This is a genomic window from Lactobacillus sp. IBH004, assembly GCF_026185255.2.
GTDB lineage: Bacteria > Bacillota > Bacilli > Lactobacillales > Lactobacillaceae > Lactobacillus > Lactobacillus melliventris.
The window spans coordinates 1543150-1561084 of sequence record NZ_CP110217.2; the positions used below are offsets into that span (position 1 = coordinate 1543150).

Here is a 17935-nt window from a genome sequence, read left to right on the forward strand (position 1 = left end):
AACCAAATTAGTCTTGTATTTCAATATATTTATAGCTTTTGAATATAAATGGTATATACCATATTTTTCTTCAAAAAATTTTTAACCTTTTTGTTTATGCTATAAAAAAAGAAATTATAAAACTTAAATTATTGCCACCAATGAGTTAAATATATGATGTTTACAAAATCATGGTTACACCTTGTCCTTGTATGGTCGGTATGTCTCATGTTTGGTTGAATATTCCACTATGCTTTTTATCTTGTTATCAGAAAAAGCTATTAGGGAAACACCGTCAAAACAATATTCCTGCTTTTCTTTAGCATCAAAAAACCAAGTAACTACAAACTGGTTAGAGGAAGTATAAGCCATGCTCAAAATATCCCATTTTAAAACTGTCTGCTCTTTAGACTTCGAATTGATATAGGCTTTTAACTCATTTAATCCCTTATAAGTAGCACCATAACATTCACGGTAATAGACATCTTGGCTAAACCAGTTATCAAGCCTACTAAAATCGCTTTCTAGCCATGAATTAAAATATTCTCTAATAATCTTTTCCTCAGCGAAAAGTTGCTCAGTTGTGTGCATCATTTTGCCTCCTGCCAGTTTTCATTTTGACTTTCAGAATCTATCAATATTATAAGCTTAAAGTTAAAGAGCTTTATATAATTTACTAAAAAAGAACACAGTTCACATTTTCAGTGAATTGCGTTCTTTTTAGTTTATCTGATTTTATTTACACTTTATTTATTTGTCGTGACGTAATCAGTGATAGTTACAGGTTTTTGGAAACCATTAGCACTAATAATTGTCAGTATCGTATTATTGTTGCTAAATTGTACAGCACTCTTGTCTACACCATTTACGCTGGCAACTAGATCAACAATTTGACTGGCTTCAGTTAATGACAAGTTCTTTAAATCACTAACAATTATCTTTTTACCATTTAAAGCTGCTTTAGCAGTATTAATTTTAGTTAAAGCATCATTTACTTGAGTAACAGTTGACTTAGCAGTGTTAACCTGACTTCCACTGGATATAGCTGCGTCATAAGCATCGCGTAATGATTTAGCAGAAAGCTTATAAGCATCACTGGCTTTAACAGTTGTATCTTGACTCAAAGCATCCTGCAACGCTTTTTTATCGGTTGCTGAAGCAAAAGTATTTTCATTCTTAGCTGCTTCTGGAGTGTTGACTGGTGATAATTTAACACCATTAACGTTACTAATATCCGATTCTCTCAGATAGCCATTTTTATCACTTTGCAACTTGTAAAACAGTGCAGATTGGTTTTCAGCAGCTACCCAAATATAACGCAATTCTGTTACACGGGCAGTGTGGCCTTTAGCAAAGGTCTTAGTTGATTGTAGAACTCCTTTATTGTTGTAGACATTAGCGGTGCGAGCTAAAGTAACAGTTGTCACATTTTCATCACTTTCAGGCTTTGAATTTGAAGGCTCAAGTTGCTTGCCAGTTACAATTCCCACATTATTCTTTTTAACCCATTGATCATTACCTGGGTAATTAGCGTCATTAATGTGATAATAAAGCTTTTTACCTATATATTGTAATTTATCAACTGTTACCTTTTCACCACTCCTAATCAGAGTCTTGGTGGTTTCACCATTACTATCGTAGACATATGCATTGTGATTAAGAAGAATTACAGTTGGGTCGTTTTGATTATCGCTTGGTACATTTTCATTCTTACCAGGTTTCTTATTTACTGGCTTTAGTTTAGCACCACTGGTTTTACCAACATTTGCGGCTTTTATAAACTGATCACTTTGACCACTAATTCTGTAAAACAACTTTTTACCAATATAAATTAACTGGTCGACGGTAACAGTTTGACCTTTCTTAATTTTCTTCTTGTCTGTTTTGCCTTTAGCATTATAGATATATGAATTATGCTTAATTTTTGCAGTAGCTACTGGTGCACTTTTAGTGACCTTTTTACCATTAACATAGCCAACATTAGCAGCCTTAATGAAGGCATTATTACCAATGCTGTAATAATCCTTCTTATTAATAGTTACTTTACTACTAAATGATAGAGTAATGCCTTTAGCAATTTTAGTGTTTTTAGCACTACCCATGTAGGTCTTCAAGCGTTTACCATTTTTGTCATAAACATAAGCATTATGACTCAACTTAATGGTATTCTTCTTTGTCGTCTTTTTCTTAGCGGTAGTCTTGTTAGCGGCCTGAACCACAACAGCTTGACTTGCACTAAGCACAGGACTGACACCTATTAATGCAGCAGCAGATACCATTAATAATTTTCGACTAATCTTCATTTGTTTCCAACCTCGTTATTTTTAAAATTATATCGGTACATAATATTGTATACTTAAAAACCGCTAATTCAAATAGCTTAAAGCATTACTTACCTTTTTTTAACACTCTTGCATCAATGTAAAATGTCTGCAAAATTATTTTAATCTAATTATTATTACTTTCCGCTTCTTTGCGCATCTTGTTTTCACTAATAGCGGTATAAATTAAGAAAATTAATGCCACAAATGAGGCAACGTAAAGAACCGAGTTGCTGGCGATCCAGCCAAATTTATCAACCAGTATCCCGATTAAAGCTGTTGCTAGAGTTTCACCAAAAATGTATTGGAAAAAGCCCATGAAACCCGTTGACGCACCTACTGCATATTTCGGGACAACCTCATTAATCATTAGTCCCACAAGTGTCAGCGGTGCGTAAATTAAATTACCCATTATGATTAAAGCGGCAATTATCAGAGCATGATTATTACTGAAAAAATATAGCGTTAAGCAAATTAACGTCCCAATTACGCAAGCGATTGAAACTAATGCGCGGCGACCTTTTAAAGCATCTGAAATCGCTCCAATAATAATTACTCCCGGAACTGATGCTAATTCAAAAATGCCGATAATCCATTTAGCAGCTGCAGGATCGAAGCCCTTATTCTGGACTAAATAAGATGGGATCCAGCTCTGAATGCCGTAGCGAACCAGATAAAGTGACATTGAAGTCAGAGTAACTGCCCAAACTAATTTATTTTGCAAGATATACTTAACAAAAATTTGGCCCACACTCAAATCAGTCTGATCCGCAGTCGAAACTTGGCCATTATCCAGAATAACTTTGTCACCTGTATAAGTAGAAATATCAGGTAACCCGACCACCTTAGGTCTATCAGCACCCAAAACTAAAATTAAGATGCAAATGATAAAGGAAACTGCTGAGGATGTATAAAAGACAGCTGGAATTGAACCTGAAAAAAGGAAAACCGCCAGTTGCACTATGGCCACACAAATAAATGAGCCGGCATTATGTGCTGAAGACCAAATGGAATACATTGTTCCCCTCATTCTTGGTCCCCACCAGAGCTGAATCATTTTTTGGCAAGCTGCAGCCCCCATTCCTTGTGTGACTGCCATTAAAAACATTAACAACATCATTAAATAAAGGTTGTGAGTTGAACCTAAAAAAATATTTAAGATTGCAGACAATAACAGTCCTACCATTAAATACCGGTTGGAATCACACCTATCTGCCAATACCCCCATAAAGAGTTTTGCTATGCCGTAGCCAATACCAAAACAAGACAAAATGAGACCAATATTAGCTGTAGAGAAATGATATTCTTTCATAATATCATTTTGTTCTGTGGTAAATACAAGGCGAATGATGTAGTACCCAATATAGCCAATACAAGTTGCTAGTAAAACTCCTAGTTGCCGCCATCCGTATGTTTGTGCCACTTTTTCTTTAGGAACTAGCATATTCGAATCAGGCTGTTTTAAAATCCATTTAAACATCATAAATGCCTCCTCCCCTTCAGGATATCATAGAACTTTCTCAATACTTAAAATGGTGCAACTAATTTGAAACATAACAAATCATGCATTGCGGCAACTGTATTTTTCCTTCGTATTTTAGCAAATCAAATAAATTATATAACAATATTATTTAGATATATATATAAATTTTAGCTATCTTATTTTGAACAGTTTTTTAATATCATCATCTAATTTTTGCCTATAAAAGCCAATTATTGTTATCAAAAATTTAATGCTAGCGTTATCTTTATTTAATTTACGCTGTCTTATTTTTGCAAAACTTGTTATTTATAAAATAATACTTTACAAAACGCAATAATTGACATTTATATCATCATCTACTAAATTGATAATTATATAGTAAATGGAAATTAGAAAGGAAATTTCTATGTTAGGAAAGAATAATTACAATGAACGGGTGAAAAAAATGGCAAGGCAGGCTAAGCAAGACCATTTCTCAATTCGTAAATTGAGTATCGGTACTACTTCTGTATTGCTTGGCTTTACTTTTTTAGGCTTAAACAGCAAAACAGTTAAGGCTGATACAGTTGTTCCACCTCAACTAACTGAGAAGAATACCTATTCTCAAGCAGAAATCTTTTCGCAAGACAGCAACAAAAATACCGCACGAGATATATCTACTACTACATACAAAACAAACAAGCCAGAAGGGGAACCAAATTTAACCGCATTTTCTGGCTTGAGTTCGTTTTTGAGGGAGAATAATAGTAACAGTAAACAAAATGACACTGCTCAAACAGATCAAACTGCTGCCAATGACGACCCAGACAAGGTAGAGCCTAATGCAAATAGTGCAGACAACAATGATATTAACAAAGGCACTGAAGACAAAACAGGCATTAACAGCGATAACTCGGACAAAGAAGAGCCCCATACAGACGATACTGCTAAGCAGGAAACTGGCAAAACAGATAAAAATAAGGACGCCGCAAAGTCTAAGATCACCGCAAAAGATGCAAAAGACGCTGGTAAAAAAGTAAGCGTTGGTAACTGGAAGGATTTTATTAGCGCCCTAAACAATAGTAATGTCAGTGAAATTGATATTACCAATAATATTATTGCTGACAGAGAGACAGGTCATAATCGCCAGGCTTTTCAAGGTAGAAAATTATTAATTAAGTCTGCAGGTAATGCGAAATATACCCTTGATTTCAAGAGTAACCACCCTACTCTTACCGGTAATTCTTCTTTAGATATTACTTATGAAAACTTAATACTTAAAAGTACAGACTATTATGGTGTCGCTGATACTTACAATATGACTAAAGGGCAAACGGCTAAAATCACTTTTAGAAATATTGATTTTTATGGTTCACAATTAACATATACCAAAAATAATACTGACATTATTTTTGAAGGCCAAATTCACGCTGAAACTGTCAAAATTCCAAGCAATATTGGCGGTTGGTTTGACGGTAATAATCAGCAGCTTTTAGAATTCACCAATAGCAATAATAGCATTACTTTTAAAGCAGGCTGCCACTTTGACGGTTCGACATTTGGCGGAACTTTGATTGAAATGAGAGGAGAAGGCAATTCTCTTAATGTTGAACAAGGAGCAGTTGTTGACCTGACCCCACTTAAGACGTACGATGGCTCAAATGGTGCTAATAACAGTGAACACGGCAATCCAGTCAGTGCCATTTTCATTAGTGACGATGCGCAAGTAACTGTTCACGGTCAGGTGAACATTAACATCGGACAAAGTGAAGGAATTAAGTATGCGGGCAAGCAAAATAATGGCCAGGCCAGAGCCATTTATTTAAACAACGCCAATTCAAAGGTCAATATTAGCAAAAATGGTGCAATTACCGTTAACACGAATGGTAATATTTCAACTAAAAATAAGCAAAGCCTGATTTATATTGGGGGCGATTTTGCCATTAACTCAGGTGGTGCTCTCAAAATTACCGGGCAAAACATGGGCAATTATAGTGGTTCGCTAGTGCAAATTGACGGTACAGCTAACGTGCAAAACGGCGGCTTTGAAATTCAATTAGTTGGTGATGCCGGTACTGGTGCAATAAAGCTGGTTGATGTGGCCAATACTGGGCAACTGATTGTTAATAACCCTACTTCTCTTGTGTTAGATGCTCATCTGAATAACAATGATCGCACCAGTATTATCGGTGATAATAAAATCACCGTGACAAATGTTCGCCAGTCCTTAAACCTTGGTGAACTGTTAAATGGATCTGCTCTTGGCAGCAACTTAGTCTTGCCGCCTTTTCATGTTTTACAAGTCGAAAAAAATGCTAAAACTGTCGCAGTTAACAAACTGGAAGTATTAAACGGTCAAAGGATCTTCGACTTAGAAAAAGTCAAAAAAGATAGCCCCCAGCTTAGCGCCATTCTCAGTAAAGCACCTGAAAACTTCCAGAAATTGCTGCAAAATTACAATCATCAAAGCTATGACCAGCTCTTTCGAGCCATCGTGGAAGCAGCTTTTTCCAATAAAGACAACCCAGGCTACAATAACATCAGATTTACACCGGCTAATCAAAGCGGCTTCTTAGACATAGACCCAGAAGATGTGACGGTAATTAATCAAGAAGATGGTTCAAAACTAGTCAAAGGTTATGTATTATACTATAATCCTGCAAAAGATGGTCCTGATAGTGACAGCTTTTTTAAAAACATCTTACCTGGTGGTACCGAAGCCTATGTTTTAGCCAGGTTTAAAGATAGTGGTGTATACAGAAATGGTCAAGCTGTTATTGATTCAACAATCGCTAATCCCTACGCTGATACTGTTGATACTTATCGCGGTGAAGCAAATGATTTGGCAGCATTACCTACCAAATTTGCCGCTAAAGTTGCTCCTGATGGCTCCTTCACCATTACCATCCCTGCCGAAATTACTACCAGGATGGCTAAAGACGCCACAATTCAACTAACTCCACATGCAAACTTCATTGAATATAGTCCGTTAGACATTGCCAGTGGCGACCGCCCTACTATAGTTAGTCTCGGCATCAAACCGTTTAGCGAAGTACAACAAGAAGCAGCTCAGGAAATTACTGATGCTATTAATGCTGCTAAAACTAAAAAGCCGGCTAATTTGACTGCAGATCAGGAAAAAGCATTCTCTGATGCACTGAATGAAGCCGCCCAGTATGCTGCTACCAATAAAAATAGCAATTATGATTCTAAAAAATCAGTTTATGGCGTCCAATCATCCAAGACGGCAATCAGTGAAATAAATAATAGGAAAAAGACGGCTTTAGACTTGGTCAATAAGGCTATACAAACAGCCCAAAGTCAAGGAGAATATGAAAAAGCTAAAGCGGCTGCAATTGACAAACTAACTCAGCAAGCTGAGGAGCAAGTTAAAAAGTTCCCTGCACAGGAACAATCTATCACTGCCGCTAAAAACCAAGCCATTAGTAAAGTACAGGCTGCTGCCACAAATAACATTAACATCGATCAGGTTGTTAATGACGGTATTAATGCTATTAATCAAGCAGGAAAAGATTACCGAGATAATGTAAAAACTGATATTAACCAGGCAATTACAAAAGTCGAAAATGCTATTGACACAGTCTCAAAAGATGAGAATGTTAAATCACTGGTAGACGAGTTAATTAACGGTATAAAAGACAAGCTCAAGCGACCAAAAGAAATTGTTGCTCCTGACGGTGAGCTTGATCAAGACGAAGATGAAGCGGCTATTAATAACCATCAAAAAGAAGCCAAAGCTCTACTCCCAGGTGTGCAAGATACTATTGATGCAATTGCAGCATTAGAAGCTGCTGCTAAAAAGCAAATAGCACAGTATGGTGATGATCGACCTGAAATTCAAGCTGCTTTAAATCAAGCTATCAAAGATATTATTAACAGCAATAATCCTAAAGATGATCTTAACAATGGTATTGATAAGATTAATGGCACACATACGGATAAAGTAAAAGACCAAGCAGCAAAAGATATTAAGGAGACAGCTGCTCAAGCTAAAGAACGGATTCAAAATTCTGATTTAACAGCGGATGAACAAAAAACATACCTTGATGAAATAGATGAAGCAGTTGCTGCTGCAACAGCTACTACTGGTGATACTGCCAAATCTATTTATGGCACTGATGACAGTGAAATTATCAATAAGAGAAAAGCTGCTGCTGAAAGTTTAATTAACAAAGCAGCTGCCAAAGCTGAAATTGCTGGTTATACTAAGGACTACGAGAATGTCCTTGGTCAAGTTGGCCAAGCCGAAACCGCCATGACAGATGCCCTAGCGGCAATTGATAAAATTGAGGATAATGCTGCAAGTAGTTCAAATATTGTCCAAGCAGAAAAAGCCGCTAAAGAAAATATCTTAAACGCATTTAAAGAAAATGCTAAAGCTCAGGTTAAGGCGGACGCAGAGACAGCTAAAGGCAATTTAGGAGTTGAGCAAGAAACTAATATTGATGACGCAGTCACCAATGCCGGTAACACGATTGACAGTCATAGCTCTGCTGCTGACATCAAGCAAGATATTACTGACGGCAAAAAGAATGTTTTAAATGCCTATAAGTCGGCTGCTAAAGCACAAATTGAGCAAGATGCAACTGAAGCTAAAAACAATTTAGGGGTTGAGCAAGAGTCTAATATTGATGAGGCAGTCACTAATGCTATCAACACGATTGCTAGCCATGACTCACTTACCGTTATCAACCAGGACGTTATTGACGGTAAAAAGAATGTTTTAAATGCCTATAAGGCTGCTGCTAAAAAGCAACTGGAAACAGTTAAACAAGACATTGTTAACAAAATTCAGAATAATCCTAATTTAACGGCCAAGAATAAAGACGATGCTGCCAATAAAGCCAGTGAATTGCTTACCGGAAGTCAAGGTTATAATAGCCGCATTGATAAGGCTGAAACTATAGCTGATATTAATACCGCAGTTAGAGAAGGCACTGCTGCATTAAACAATTTACTTGATGAGCAAAACTTAAGTGGTCGACGTAATCAGGCCATTGCAGCAATTCAGGATGCTAAAGACAAAGCTATTGCTAAGATTACAAATAATAAAAATCTGAGTGACGAGGAAAAAACCAAATATCAAGAACTAATTAATACTGCAACTGCTGCTGGTGTTGCTAAAATCACTCAAGATGAAGATGAAACTACAATTGCAACAGATGAAGACAGAGCCATTAAAAATATTACCGGTTATCAAGAAAATGCTGCTAATACCGGCTCTAATAATTTAAATAAGCAGCGTCAAGATGCAATCAAGGGAGTTGAAGAAGCAGCTAAAAACGCTTTAAGTACAATTGACGACTTTGACGATACTGTTTTAAGTCCAGAAGATAAACAACATTATCAAGAAACTATTAATAAAGACTTGGCTAACGCCAAAGCAGCAATTAATGCAGCTAAAGACAATGATGGTGTTAATTCTGCTAGACAAGCTGGTAAAACCAGTATTAATGAGGATTTGGCGGCCAGTCAATTAATAGTCGCAAAATCTCAGGCAAATATAGCGTTGCAAGATGAGAAGAAAAAAGACTTAGATACTATTAATCAGGCTTTTACTGATAATAAAATTAATAGCGAGCAAAAAGACGCACTAACAGACAAAATTAATGGCTTCTATGAAACGGCAACCAGCAAAGTATACAACGACTTGACTGCTGAACAAGTGGCTAAAGATAGGGATGATGGCATTGCTGCTATGGCCAGCGTTGCTAGCAGTATTGCCAGTGAAGAAGCAAAATACTTAGAACAACAAAAAGATGATGCTTTAACCAATAAAGACACTGGCCTAAATGCTCTAGCAGAGAAAATTCGGACAAGTATCGAAAAAGATCCTAACCTTTCCGGCAAAGAAAAAAGTGATTATTATGACGAAATTAGTTCTGCTTTAACTTCAGCCAAAACTGATATTCAAAATGCTCATTCTCAAGATGAAATTGCTACTGCAACAAACGCCGGTCGGGAAGCTTTAAATAAAATTCTTGCTAAAGTAGTATTGCAATCAAGTAGAAGCGCTGCGCTTAAAGAATTGTTGAACACCTGCACCGATGTTTCTAATCAAATTACCAACTTACAAAATGTTAACAGCACTACTAAAGACGGATTAATTAAACAGTTAACTGATTACTATAATGATGCAGTTGCTAAAGTAAAGAATGCTCCTGCTGCTCAAGTCGATTCTGAAAAACAGCAAGGCATTGATAATATGAACACAGTTATTAGGGATGCGCAAAGCCTTGATACCAATATTGATCATGCTAAGCAAGAAGTCGACAAGCAGGCTGATCAAGCAATTTCTACCATTAATCAATCTGCGATGTCTGACGCGGATAAAACTCAAACCATTGCAAAAATCAACGATGAAAGAGCTAAAGCTAAGCAAAATATTGAATTGCAAAAAAATAATGATGCCGTAGACAAAGCCAAAAATGATGGTAAAGATGCTATTGGTCAGGTTGCAGCCACAGCTATGACAGCTGATTTGGAGAATACTAAACATCACAGCGAAGAGGCTATTAACCAAGCTGCTCAAGAAGCAATTAGCAGATTAAAATCTTCATATGACACTCTAAGCGCTGAAGAAAAAGAAGAAGCTAGTTCCCAATATGAGCAGGCAATCTCTGATATTAATCAGGCTGTTGCGGATGCCAAGAGTAAATTACAAAATGGCAAGACAAAAGAAGATAGCAATAAAATCACTACTGCTACCGTTACTACCATCAATAAAGCAGAAGCAAGTGGTAACTTAGCAATTACCAAAGCACAAGCCAGAAAAGCTATTAAAGATGTCGCAGACGAAATCAAAAACAACTTAAAAGATAAAAAGGATCAAGACAGTGTTGATTCTATTCTAGAGAATGCCGCTTCAGCCATTACTGCTGCTGAGGATAGTAGCACTGTTTTGAGCAGTAGAGATTCTGCCATTAATCACATCAAAGGAATTAAGACTACAGCAGATTCTAATGATGCTGCCAAAATAAAAAATGCTAAAGACGAAGCAATTAAAGCATTGACAGCGGAACTAAACGGTCAAACTAATAATCCTGGTGCTCCGGGAATTTTAGCTCAAATTGATCAAATTACAGGCTTAAGTGCTGAAGAAAAAGCTCAGTATAAGAGTCAGGCAACCGCTGCTAAAAATAAAGCTGTCAGTCAGATTAACGCTCAGCAAACAACAGACGATATTGCATCCGCTAAGACTACTGGTATTATCAACATTGACAAAGCTTTAAGCGCTGCTCAATTACAAGCGGCTAAGAATAATGCCAATAAATACTTAGAGAATATTGCCCAAACAGCTGCAGATAATATCAAGAAGATCGAACAGTCAGCTCTAAGTGATACTGAGAAAGCCCAGCAAATTGACTTAATCAACTCAAATAAAGAGATAGCTATCCAAAATATTAACAAGGCACAAAGTCCAGACGAGGTAGAAAAAGCCAAACAAGGCGCTGAAAATGCCATTACCGGTATTGTACAAAATGCCAAAGAAAACGCAGCTTTACTGCAGGAACAAAATGCCGCCTACAACTCACTGGTTGAGCAGGCTAAAAAGCTGAGCCAACGCTTAAACGATGACCGTTTGCATAACAAAATTGATCAAAATCAATATGATGACTTAAGTAAGGCTATTAGTGACGCTTTAAGTGCAGCTAAAGCCGAGATTTCTGCTGCCACTGATCTGGATAAAATTAATGCTGCCAAAGGTAATGGTGAGACAGCTCTTAACAAGGTCAATAATAATATTGCTAACGAAGAAGCTCTAGCCCAAGCTCTAAATGATTTACAAACTGCAGCCACCAACGCCAAAGCTAAAGCTGCTGAAACTGAAGACAGCACCGTTGCTGACCAAATGAAAGCACAAATAGATCAGGAACAAAAAAAAGCAGCAGCAAAGATTATTAACGCTAGGAGCAGTAAGCAGAACACCATTACGCAAATTCAAACAGCTGCAGATGATGGCATTACCACAATTAACAAATTAGGTGATGATTTTGATCGTAAAAATCAAATCGTTAAGAGCTTAAAAGAACACGCCGCAGAAGCCAAAGCTGACATTGATGGTATAGGTTTAGCCGGCAACGATGCCGCTAGTGGCTATCAAGACATTGACCAGGCCTTAAATGATGGTATTAGTTCAATTTATGGCGGGACAAGTGAACAGCTATCCCAGTTAGAACAAGATGCCAAAACAAACATTGATCAGGCAAAATTGCCAAGCAAACTGACTGCGGAAAAGAATAAACAAATTAATAAGTTTAAGGACTATGTTAACAGTAAAGGCGAAATTGCCAGTGTGGCAACCAACCTTGAGCAAGATCAAATTGACGCTCTTCAAAAGCAATTGGAAGAAGCCGTTAACAAAACCATTGCTAACATTGCCGGTATTAAGCTTGAAAACAACTACGAAGATGCTAAAACACAAGTTGAAAATGCCGAACAAGGTATAGTGCCAGAAGGTGAAACTGCTAATTTTGGTGAGAAAGAAATCGACCGCATTTTCCAAGTTGCACAAGAAAAAGCCGAAATAGTTAAAGCTAAACAAGAGGCAATTTCTCAGATCGAACAAGCTCAAAAAGAAGCAAATGACGCAATAGAAAAATCTGGTTTGTCCCCAGCAGACCAGCAAAAGCAAAAGGAGCAAATTCAAAAACTTGTTGAACAAGCAAGAACTGACATTAATTCTGTTTCGCAATCTGAAGCCGGCGCTAAAGACCAAATAGATAATAATAGAAAACAAGCTATTACTAATATCAATAGCATTAAAGAACAGACAGCCCTGGCTGGTCATAAGACAAAAGCCGAAAACATTCTGAAAGATAAACAAACTAAGGCTCATGCTGTAATTGATCAATCTCAATTAACTGCCGAGCAAAAGGCAGCAGCTAAAAAAGCAATTGATGATGCATACAAGCAGAGTTACCAAGATATCGAAAGTGCTGCTGCAAGTGCCGACATCCCAGAAGAAGCTGATATTGGGCAAAACATTGATCGGCTGTTGGCTAAGCCTGAAACTGGCACTGAACCAGAATGGTTCAATGATGAACAAAATAATGCCCTTAAGGGCGCTGAAGGAGTAGACGGCATTAACGATGCATACAGTAAATTAAAAGACAGACTGAAAGATAAGCTGTCACCAGAATTGCTAGATCATATTGACGAGCAAATTAAAGCTATTAATAATGCTACTGATATCCAGACTGCTAGCACTGCTTATGATGAGGCTATGACCATCATTAACAAGGAACAGGCTAAGGCTGACATCGACGAGGAAGCTGCAAAAGTAACTGCAGAAATCGACAGTAACGATAAATTAGCTGCTGAAACAAAGAACAGGCTGAAAGAGCAAATTAAAGATGATAGCCAGAAAGCCAAGGATCAAATTGATGCAGTTAATGCTCCTAAAGGCGATACATCGGGCAAAAAGGACCAGATTGCTAAAATCACAGAAACCGCTAAATCCGATATCGGCAGTGCTGGTAATGCCGCTAAAGAGGAATCTATTAGTTCGCTTAAAGCAGAAGCAAACAATGAATTAGCTGCTGAACATCAAAAAGCAGTTGCTGAACTAAAAGAAAAATTTGGCGAAAATGCTGACACCACCAATGTTGATAAAGCATATCACGAGCACTCACAGGTGAATGGTGACTCAATTGAAGATATTACAGCAGCTAAGACTGCAGCTGCAAAAGAAATAGCTAAGGGGTCAGTAGCAGACACTGCTATCAACGCTAAAAACCAAGTTGATAAATTAAAGCATCAAGATGGCAGCGATTATACTAGTGCTGAAAAGCAGGCAATTAAAGATTACATTGACCAAGAAGCAGCTAAAGCTAACTCGGATCAAACGGGCACTATTGATCAGGCTCAAAGTTCAACTGGCATAGAAACTGCCAGAAAGAATGCAGTTGACAAGATAAGCAGTATTATTGTAAGCGATAGTCAAGAACTTGAGAATGTTTTAAATAACGATAGCAATGTACAAGAAGAAAGACTAACAGCTGCCTATGATTCCGCTGTTAAACTTCTCAAAGACAGGTTTAAGGATAAAGCAAACACCACTAGCGTTGATCAAGCATACGAAAATGCTAAAGATGCGCTCAATGATCCTGCCAACGCGGATAAACTCGCTGCAACAGGATTAGCTGGTGAAAAAGAAATAGCTGCTGGAGCACTGACAGAAGCACAAAAAGCAGCTACAAGTGAAATTCAGTCGTCTGGCAAGTACACTGAGCAAGAAAAGCAAGCTATTATTAAGCAAATTGAGACAGATATGTCCCAGGCAAACGCTGCTCTCAAACAGCCTCAGGTCAATGACAGTCAGACAATTACTAAACTGCGTGATGATGCTATTAAGCAAATGTATCTTGATGCTACGGATTCTGCCACAATTGATCATATTCTTCATGATATTAATCGCGAAAATGAACATAGTTCTAACAATCATTCTATCCCGGTTCCTGCTAACAATACGCCTGTTAATACATCAAGCAAAGAAGACAATGAGGCAAAACTTGATTTAACCAGCAGCGAAGAATTAACCTTAATGCACAACGCTTACCTTTACGATGAAAATGGCAAACGTGCTAACAAAGTTATTCTTGGTGCCGGCTCAATCATTACTTCTTACGGCACCAAAGAGATTAACGGGCAGAGCTATTACGTCTTGGTCGATAAAGGCAATCAGAATAAAATTTACTATATTGCTCTGGGTAATGTTATTCCTACAAGTCAGAAATTAAAACATAATGCCTATGTTTACAATAAACATGGCAATCGCATAAAGAAAGCTGGCGTATTAAGAAAAGGCAATAATATTAAAACCTATGGTAACGCAGTCACAATTCGGGGCAAAAAATATTACATTATTGCCCAAAACCGCTTTGTTAAGGCTGCAAATATTGCTTTGCAAAAAGCCGCTAGTGCAGCGCCGAACAACGAACTCGTAATGGAAAAGGCGCAACCAGCAGCTGCAAAAACTATTATGCACAATTCCTATCTATATGATCAAAACGGTAAACGTGCTAACAAGATCGTTATACTGGCCGGTTCAATTGTTAATACGGTTAACCAGCGATTCATCAATGGTAAGAAATACTACGAACTGGATGATGGTTTATTCATCGCCGCTAACAATATTGATTCTAATATGCTTAAATTAAGGCATAATGCTTATGTTTACAGCCAACATGGTAATCTAATTAGCAAAAAAGTTTTAAGGAAACAGCAAGTAATTAAAACTTATGGCAGTCCTGTCAAAATTAACCACGAAAAGTACTTTATCATTGCTAAAAATAAGTTTGTTAAAGAAACTAATTTTAATAAATAGGTGTAGCTTACTAAAATAGCTCTTGAGTTTAAAGAACTCAGGAGCTATTTTTAGTTATTCTGCAAAATCAAACAGAGCTGAAAATTGATTTCAGCTCTGTTTGATTATTATTTCCAGTTAGAATCGTTAGACAGGGGCAATTTATGCCAGTAATCAGGCTTATTTACCTGTCGGCCACGCGCAATTGCCATATCATATTTAGCTACATCTTTAGTAATTGTTGAATCTGCTGCTACAAAAGCATGGTCAGCAATATTAACCGGTGCCACTAAAGTAGCACCTGAACCAATAAATGCATGATCACCAACGTTAGTGTGATCTTTTTTTACACCATCATAATTAGCAAAGATAGTACCACAACCAACGTTAACATCTTTACCTAATGTAGCATCGCCAATATAAGTTAAATGACCAACTTTGGAGTTTTCTCCAATCTCGGCACATTTAATTTCAACAAAATTACCGATGTGGGCACCCTTTCTAATAATAGCCTGGGGACGCAAGTGTGAGTTTGGCCCAATATCTGAAAAATCAGCCATTTCGGCCTGCTCAATCGTGGATGAAGTCACAGTCACATTATTGCCAATTTTTGAATCAACAATTCTTGAACCAGAGGTAATTACGCAGTTATCGCCGATCTCGGTATTACCTTTGATAACTACGTTGCCCTCAATTTGGGTATCACAACCAATTTTTACATTCACATCTACATATGCCGTCTCCGGATCAATAAAAGTAACGCCATTAGCCATATGCTTTTCATTGATTCTCTTCTGCATAGTCTTAGTAGCCTGAGCTAATGCCAAGCGATCATTGACCCCAAGGCTTTCACTGAAATCGGGCATTTTATATGCACCAATTCTTTCACCTTGATTACGCAAGATTTCCAAGACATCAGTCAAGTAATATTCTCCTTGAGCATTATGGTTGTTAACCTGCTTTAAGGCACTAAACAGTTTCTGATTGTCAAAACAAAAAACACCAGTATTAATTTCGTTAGTTTCCAATTCTTCTGCTGTGCCATCTTTTTGCTCAACAATCCTTAAGACGTTACCCTGGTCATCCCTTATAATGCGGCCATAACCAAAAGGATTAGCAGCTTGAGCAGTCAAAACTGTAGCTGCATTTCCCTTACTTTGGTGGTAATCAAATAATTTTTGAAAGGTTTCGCCTGTAAATAAGGGAGTATCGCCAGTAATCACAAGAGTTGCACCATTTTCTTTCGCCAATTCATCAGCTGCAGTTAAAACAGCATCCCCTGTACCAAGCTGTTTTTTCTGCAAAACAAATTCGGACTTACCGGCCAGGACTTTTTTAACTTCTTCAGCGCCAATGCCAACAATTGTAACTATTTTATCCGGTTCAGTGGCCTGGGCAGCTTCGACCACATATTCAACCATAGTTTTCCCACATATCTTGTTCAAAACTTTGTATGATTTGGACTTCATACGTGTTCCTTTGCCAGCCGCTAGAACAATTACAAATTTTCTCATAGATTTTTAGCCTCTTTTATATTCTTAAATTACTATTTATATTTTAGTATACTGGCGCAGAAACTAAAAGCTGCCAAAATCAGTATGAGCAATTAAAGAACCCGGCTCTGCCATGATAACTTTCCTCTTATCATCTATTTTTTTAATTTTTACTAAAGAAAGATGACCTTCAATTAGTTTAACATCGTCAAAATCCGCTTCACATAAAACGCAAATACCGGCAATGTTGCCATTAAATTCTTTTACCAGTTGTTGCATTCCCGTCAGCGTTCCGCCAGCCATCATATAATCATCTATCAACAGTACGTTTGAGTTTTCTTTTAACACCCTTGTGGGTAACTCCATTTTAGAAACACGATCAAGTGAAGAAGAAATATAATTTACAGAAACTGTTGCTCCCTCAGTTACCTTTGAGCGTTTACGAGCAATGATAAAGGGTACATTTAAATAGCGCGCAACTGCTTGAGCCAAAGCAATGCCCTTGGTTTCGATAGTCATCACAATGTCAATATTAGAATATGCATACCTAGTAGCAATTAATTTACCGATTTTATCCAAGTCTTGTGGATTGCCAATGATATCAGACAGATAAACAAATCCACCAGCTAAAATGCGGTCAGGATCCTCAATGCGACTGGCCAATTCATTTAAATATTTCTGGGCGTGCTTTTTACCCCAAAAAGGAATATAACGCACACCCCCAGCTGCTCCAGCGACTGTTTCCAAAATTCCGTCTTGATTACTTGCTAAGGTGTGCTTCAAAATTGCCAAATCTTCAGAAATTGAAGATTTGGCTGCACCATATCTCTTTGCAAAAAATGGCAGCGGAATTAAGTCATGTGGTCGTTCCATTAAATATTTAGTCATATCAACTAATCTCTCTGAACGTTTCATAGAAATTACCTCCTATTGTTTGCTTTTTGCCAGTTACTACTATACACTCAACCATAAAAAAAGGCACTAACATTTTACCAAATGTTATTGCCAAAAAGTAATCTTAAGATGACGCCTTAATCTTATTGCACAGCGTTATCAAATTTTAATGTTATATTTTTGGTTAACAAATCTGTGTAACTATAAGAAACATGTTCAAAGTTATTTGAATCCTGGTCTAAATCAACTACAAAAACTGCAGGAAAAGTGTTCTTCAAAATTCCACGTCTTTTAGTTACTTTCTTACGTCCAGCTCTTGCAACTACAGTTAATGAATCACCTAAATGTGAATCCAGCTTACTCTTAATGGTCATAATAGATGTTGGCAATGAAAACAACTCCTTTGAGTTGCATTATACCACTTTATTATTATTTTTTCAATTCTTTTTAAAAACTA

At 37.2% G+C, this 17935-nt stretch carries 7 protein-coding genes; 1 reads left to right on the plus strand and 6 read right to left on the minus strand.

From position 1 onward, the window contains the following. Positions 1-174: 174 nt before the first annotated feature. From LDX54_RS07775 to LDX54_RS07785, 3 genes are all read right to left on the minus strand, one after another. Positions 175-573 carry a nuclear transport factor 2 family protein gene (locus LDX54_RS07775; RefSeq protein ID WP_233557727.1) on the minus strand — a complete coding sequence of 133 codons (399 nt, stop codon included), beginning with the start codon at positions 571-573 and terminating at the stop codon, positions 175-177. Positions 574-725: 152 nt separating this feature from the next. Further along, complete coding sequence (locus LDX54_RS07780; RefSeq protein ID WP_265667524.1) at positions 726-2282, minus strand: SLAP domain-containing protein; 1557 nt, start codon at positions 2280-2282, stop codon at positions 726-728. A 145-nt stretch (positions 2283-2427) separates the two neighbouring features. Further along, positions 2428-3780, minus strand: a complete 1353-nt coding sequence (locus LDX54_RS07785) for an MFS transporter (RefSeq protein ID WP_265667644.1) — start codon at positions 3778-3780, stop codon at positions 2428-2430. 409 nt (positions 3781-4189) lie between these two features. Between LDX54_RS07785 and LDX54_RS07790 the strand changes: the two genes are divergently transcribed. Then, the gene (locus LDX54_RS07790) at positions 4190-15112 is read left to right on the plus strand and encodes an SLAP domain-containing protein (protein ID WP_265667523.1); all 10923 of its coding nucleotides are present in this window, start codon (positions 4190-4192) and stop codon (positions 15110-15112) included. A gap of 107 nt (positions 15113-15219) precedes the next feature. Here LDX54_RS07790 and glmU read toward each other — a convergent pair whose 3' ends face one another. The 3 genes from glmU to LDX54_RS07805 all read right to left on the minus strand — a co-directional run bounded on the left by glmU (position 15220) and on the right by LDX54_RS07805 (position 17867). Then, positions 15220-16605 carry a bifunctional UDP-N-acetylglucosamine diphosphorylase/glucosamine-1-phosphate N-acetyltransferase GlmU gene (gene glmU / locus LDX54_RS07795; protein ID WP_265667522.1) on the minus strand — a complete coding sequence of 462 codons (1386 nt, stop codon included), beginning with the start codon at positions 16603-16605 and terminating at the stop codon, positions 15220-15222. 63 nt (positions 16606-16668) lie between these two features. Further along, positions 16669-17499, minus strand: a complete 831-nt coding sequence (purR, locus tag LDX54_RS07800; RefSeq protein ID WP_122026440.1) for a pur operon repressor — start codon at positions 17497-17499, stop codon at positions 16669-16671. Between the two features lie 122 nt (positions 17500-17621). Continuing rightward, positions 17622-17867, minus strand: a complete 246-nt coding sequence (locus LDX54_RS07805; protein ID WP_034978009.1) for a Veg family protein — start codon at positions 17865-17867, stop codon at positions 17622-17624. Positions 17868-17935: the final 68 nt, after the last annotated feature.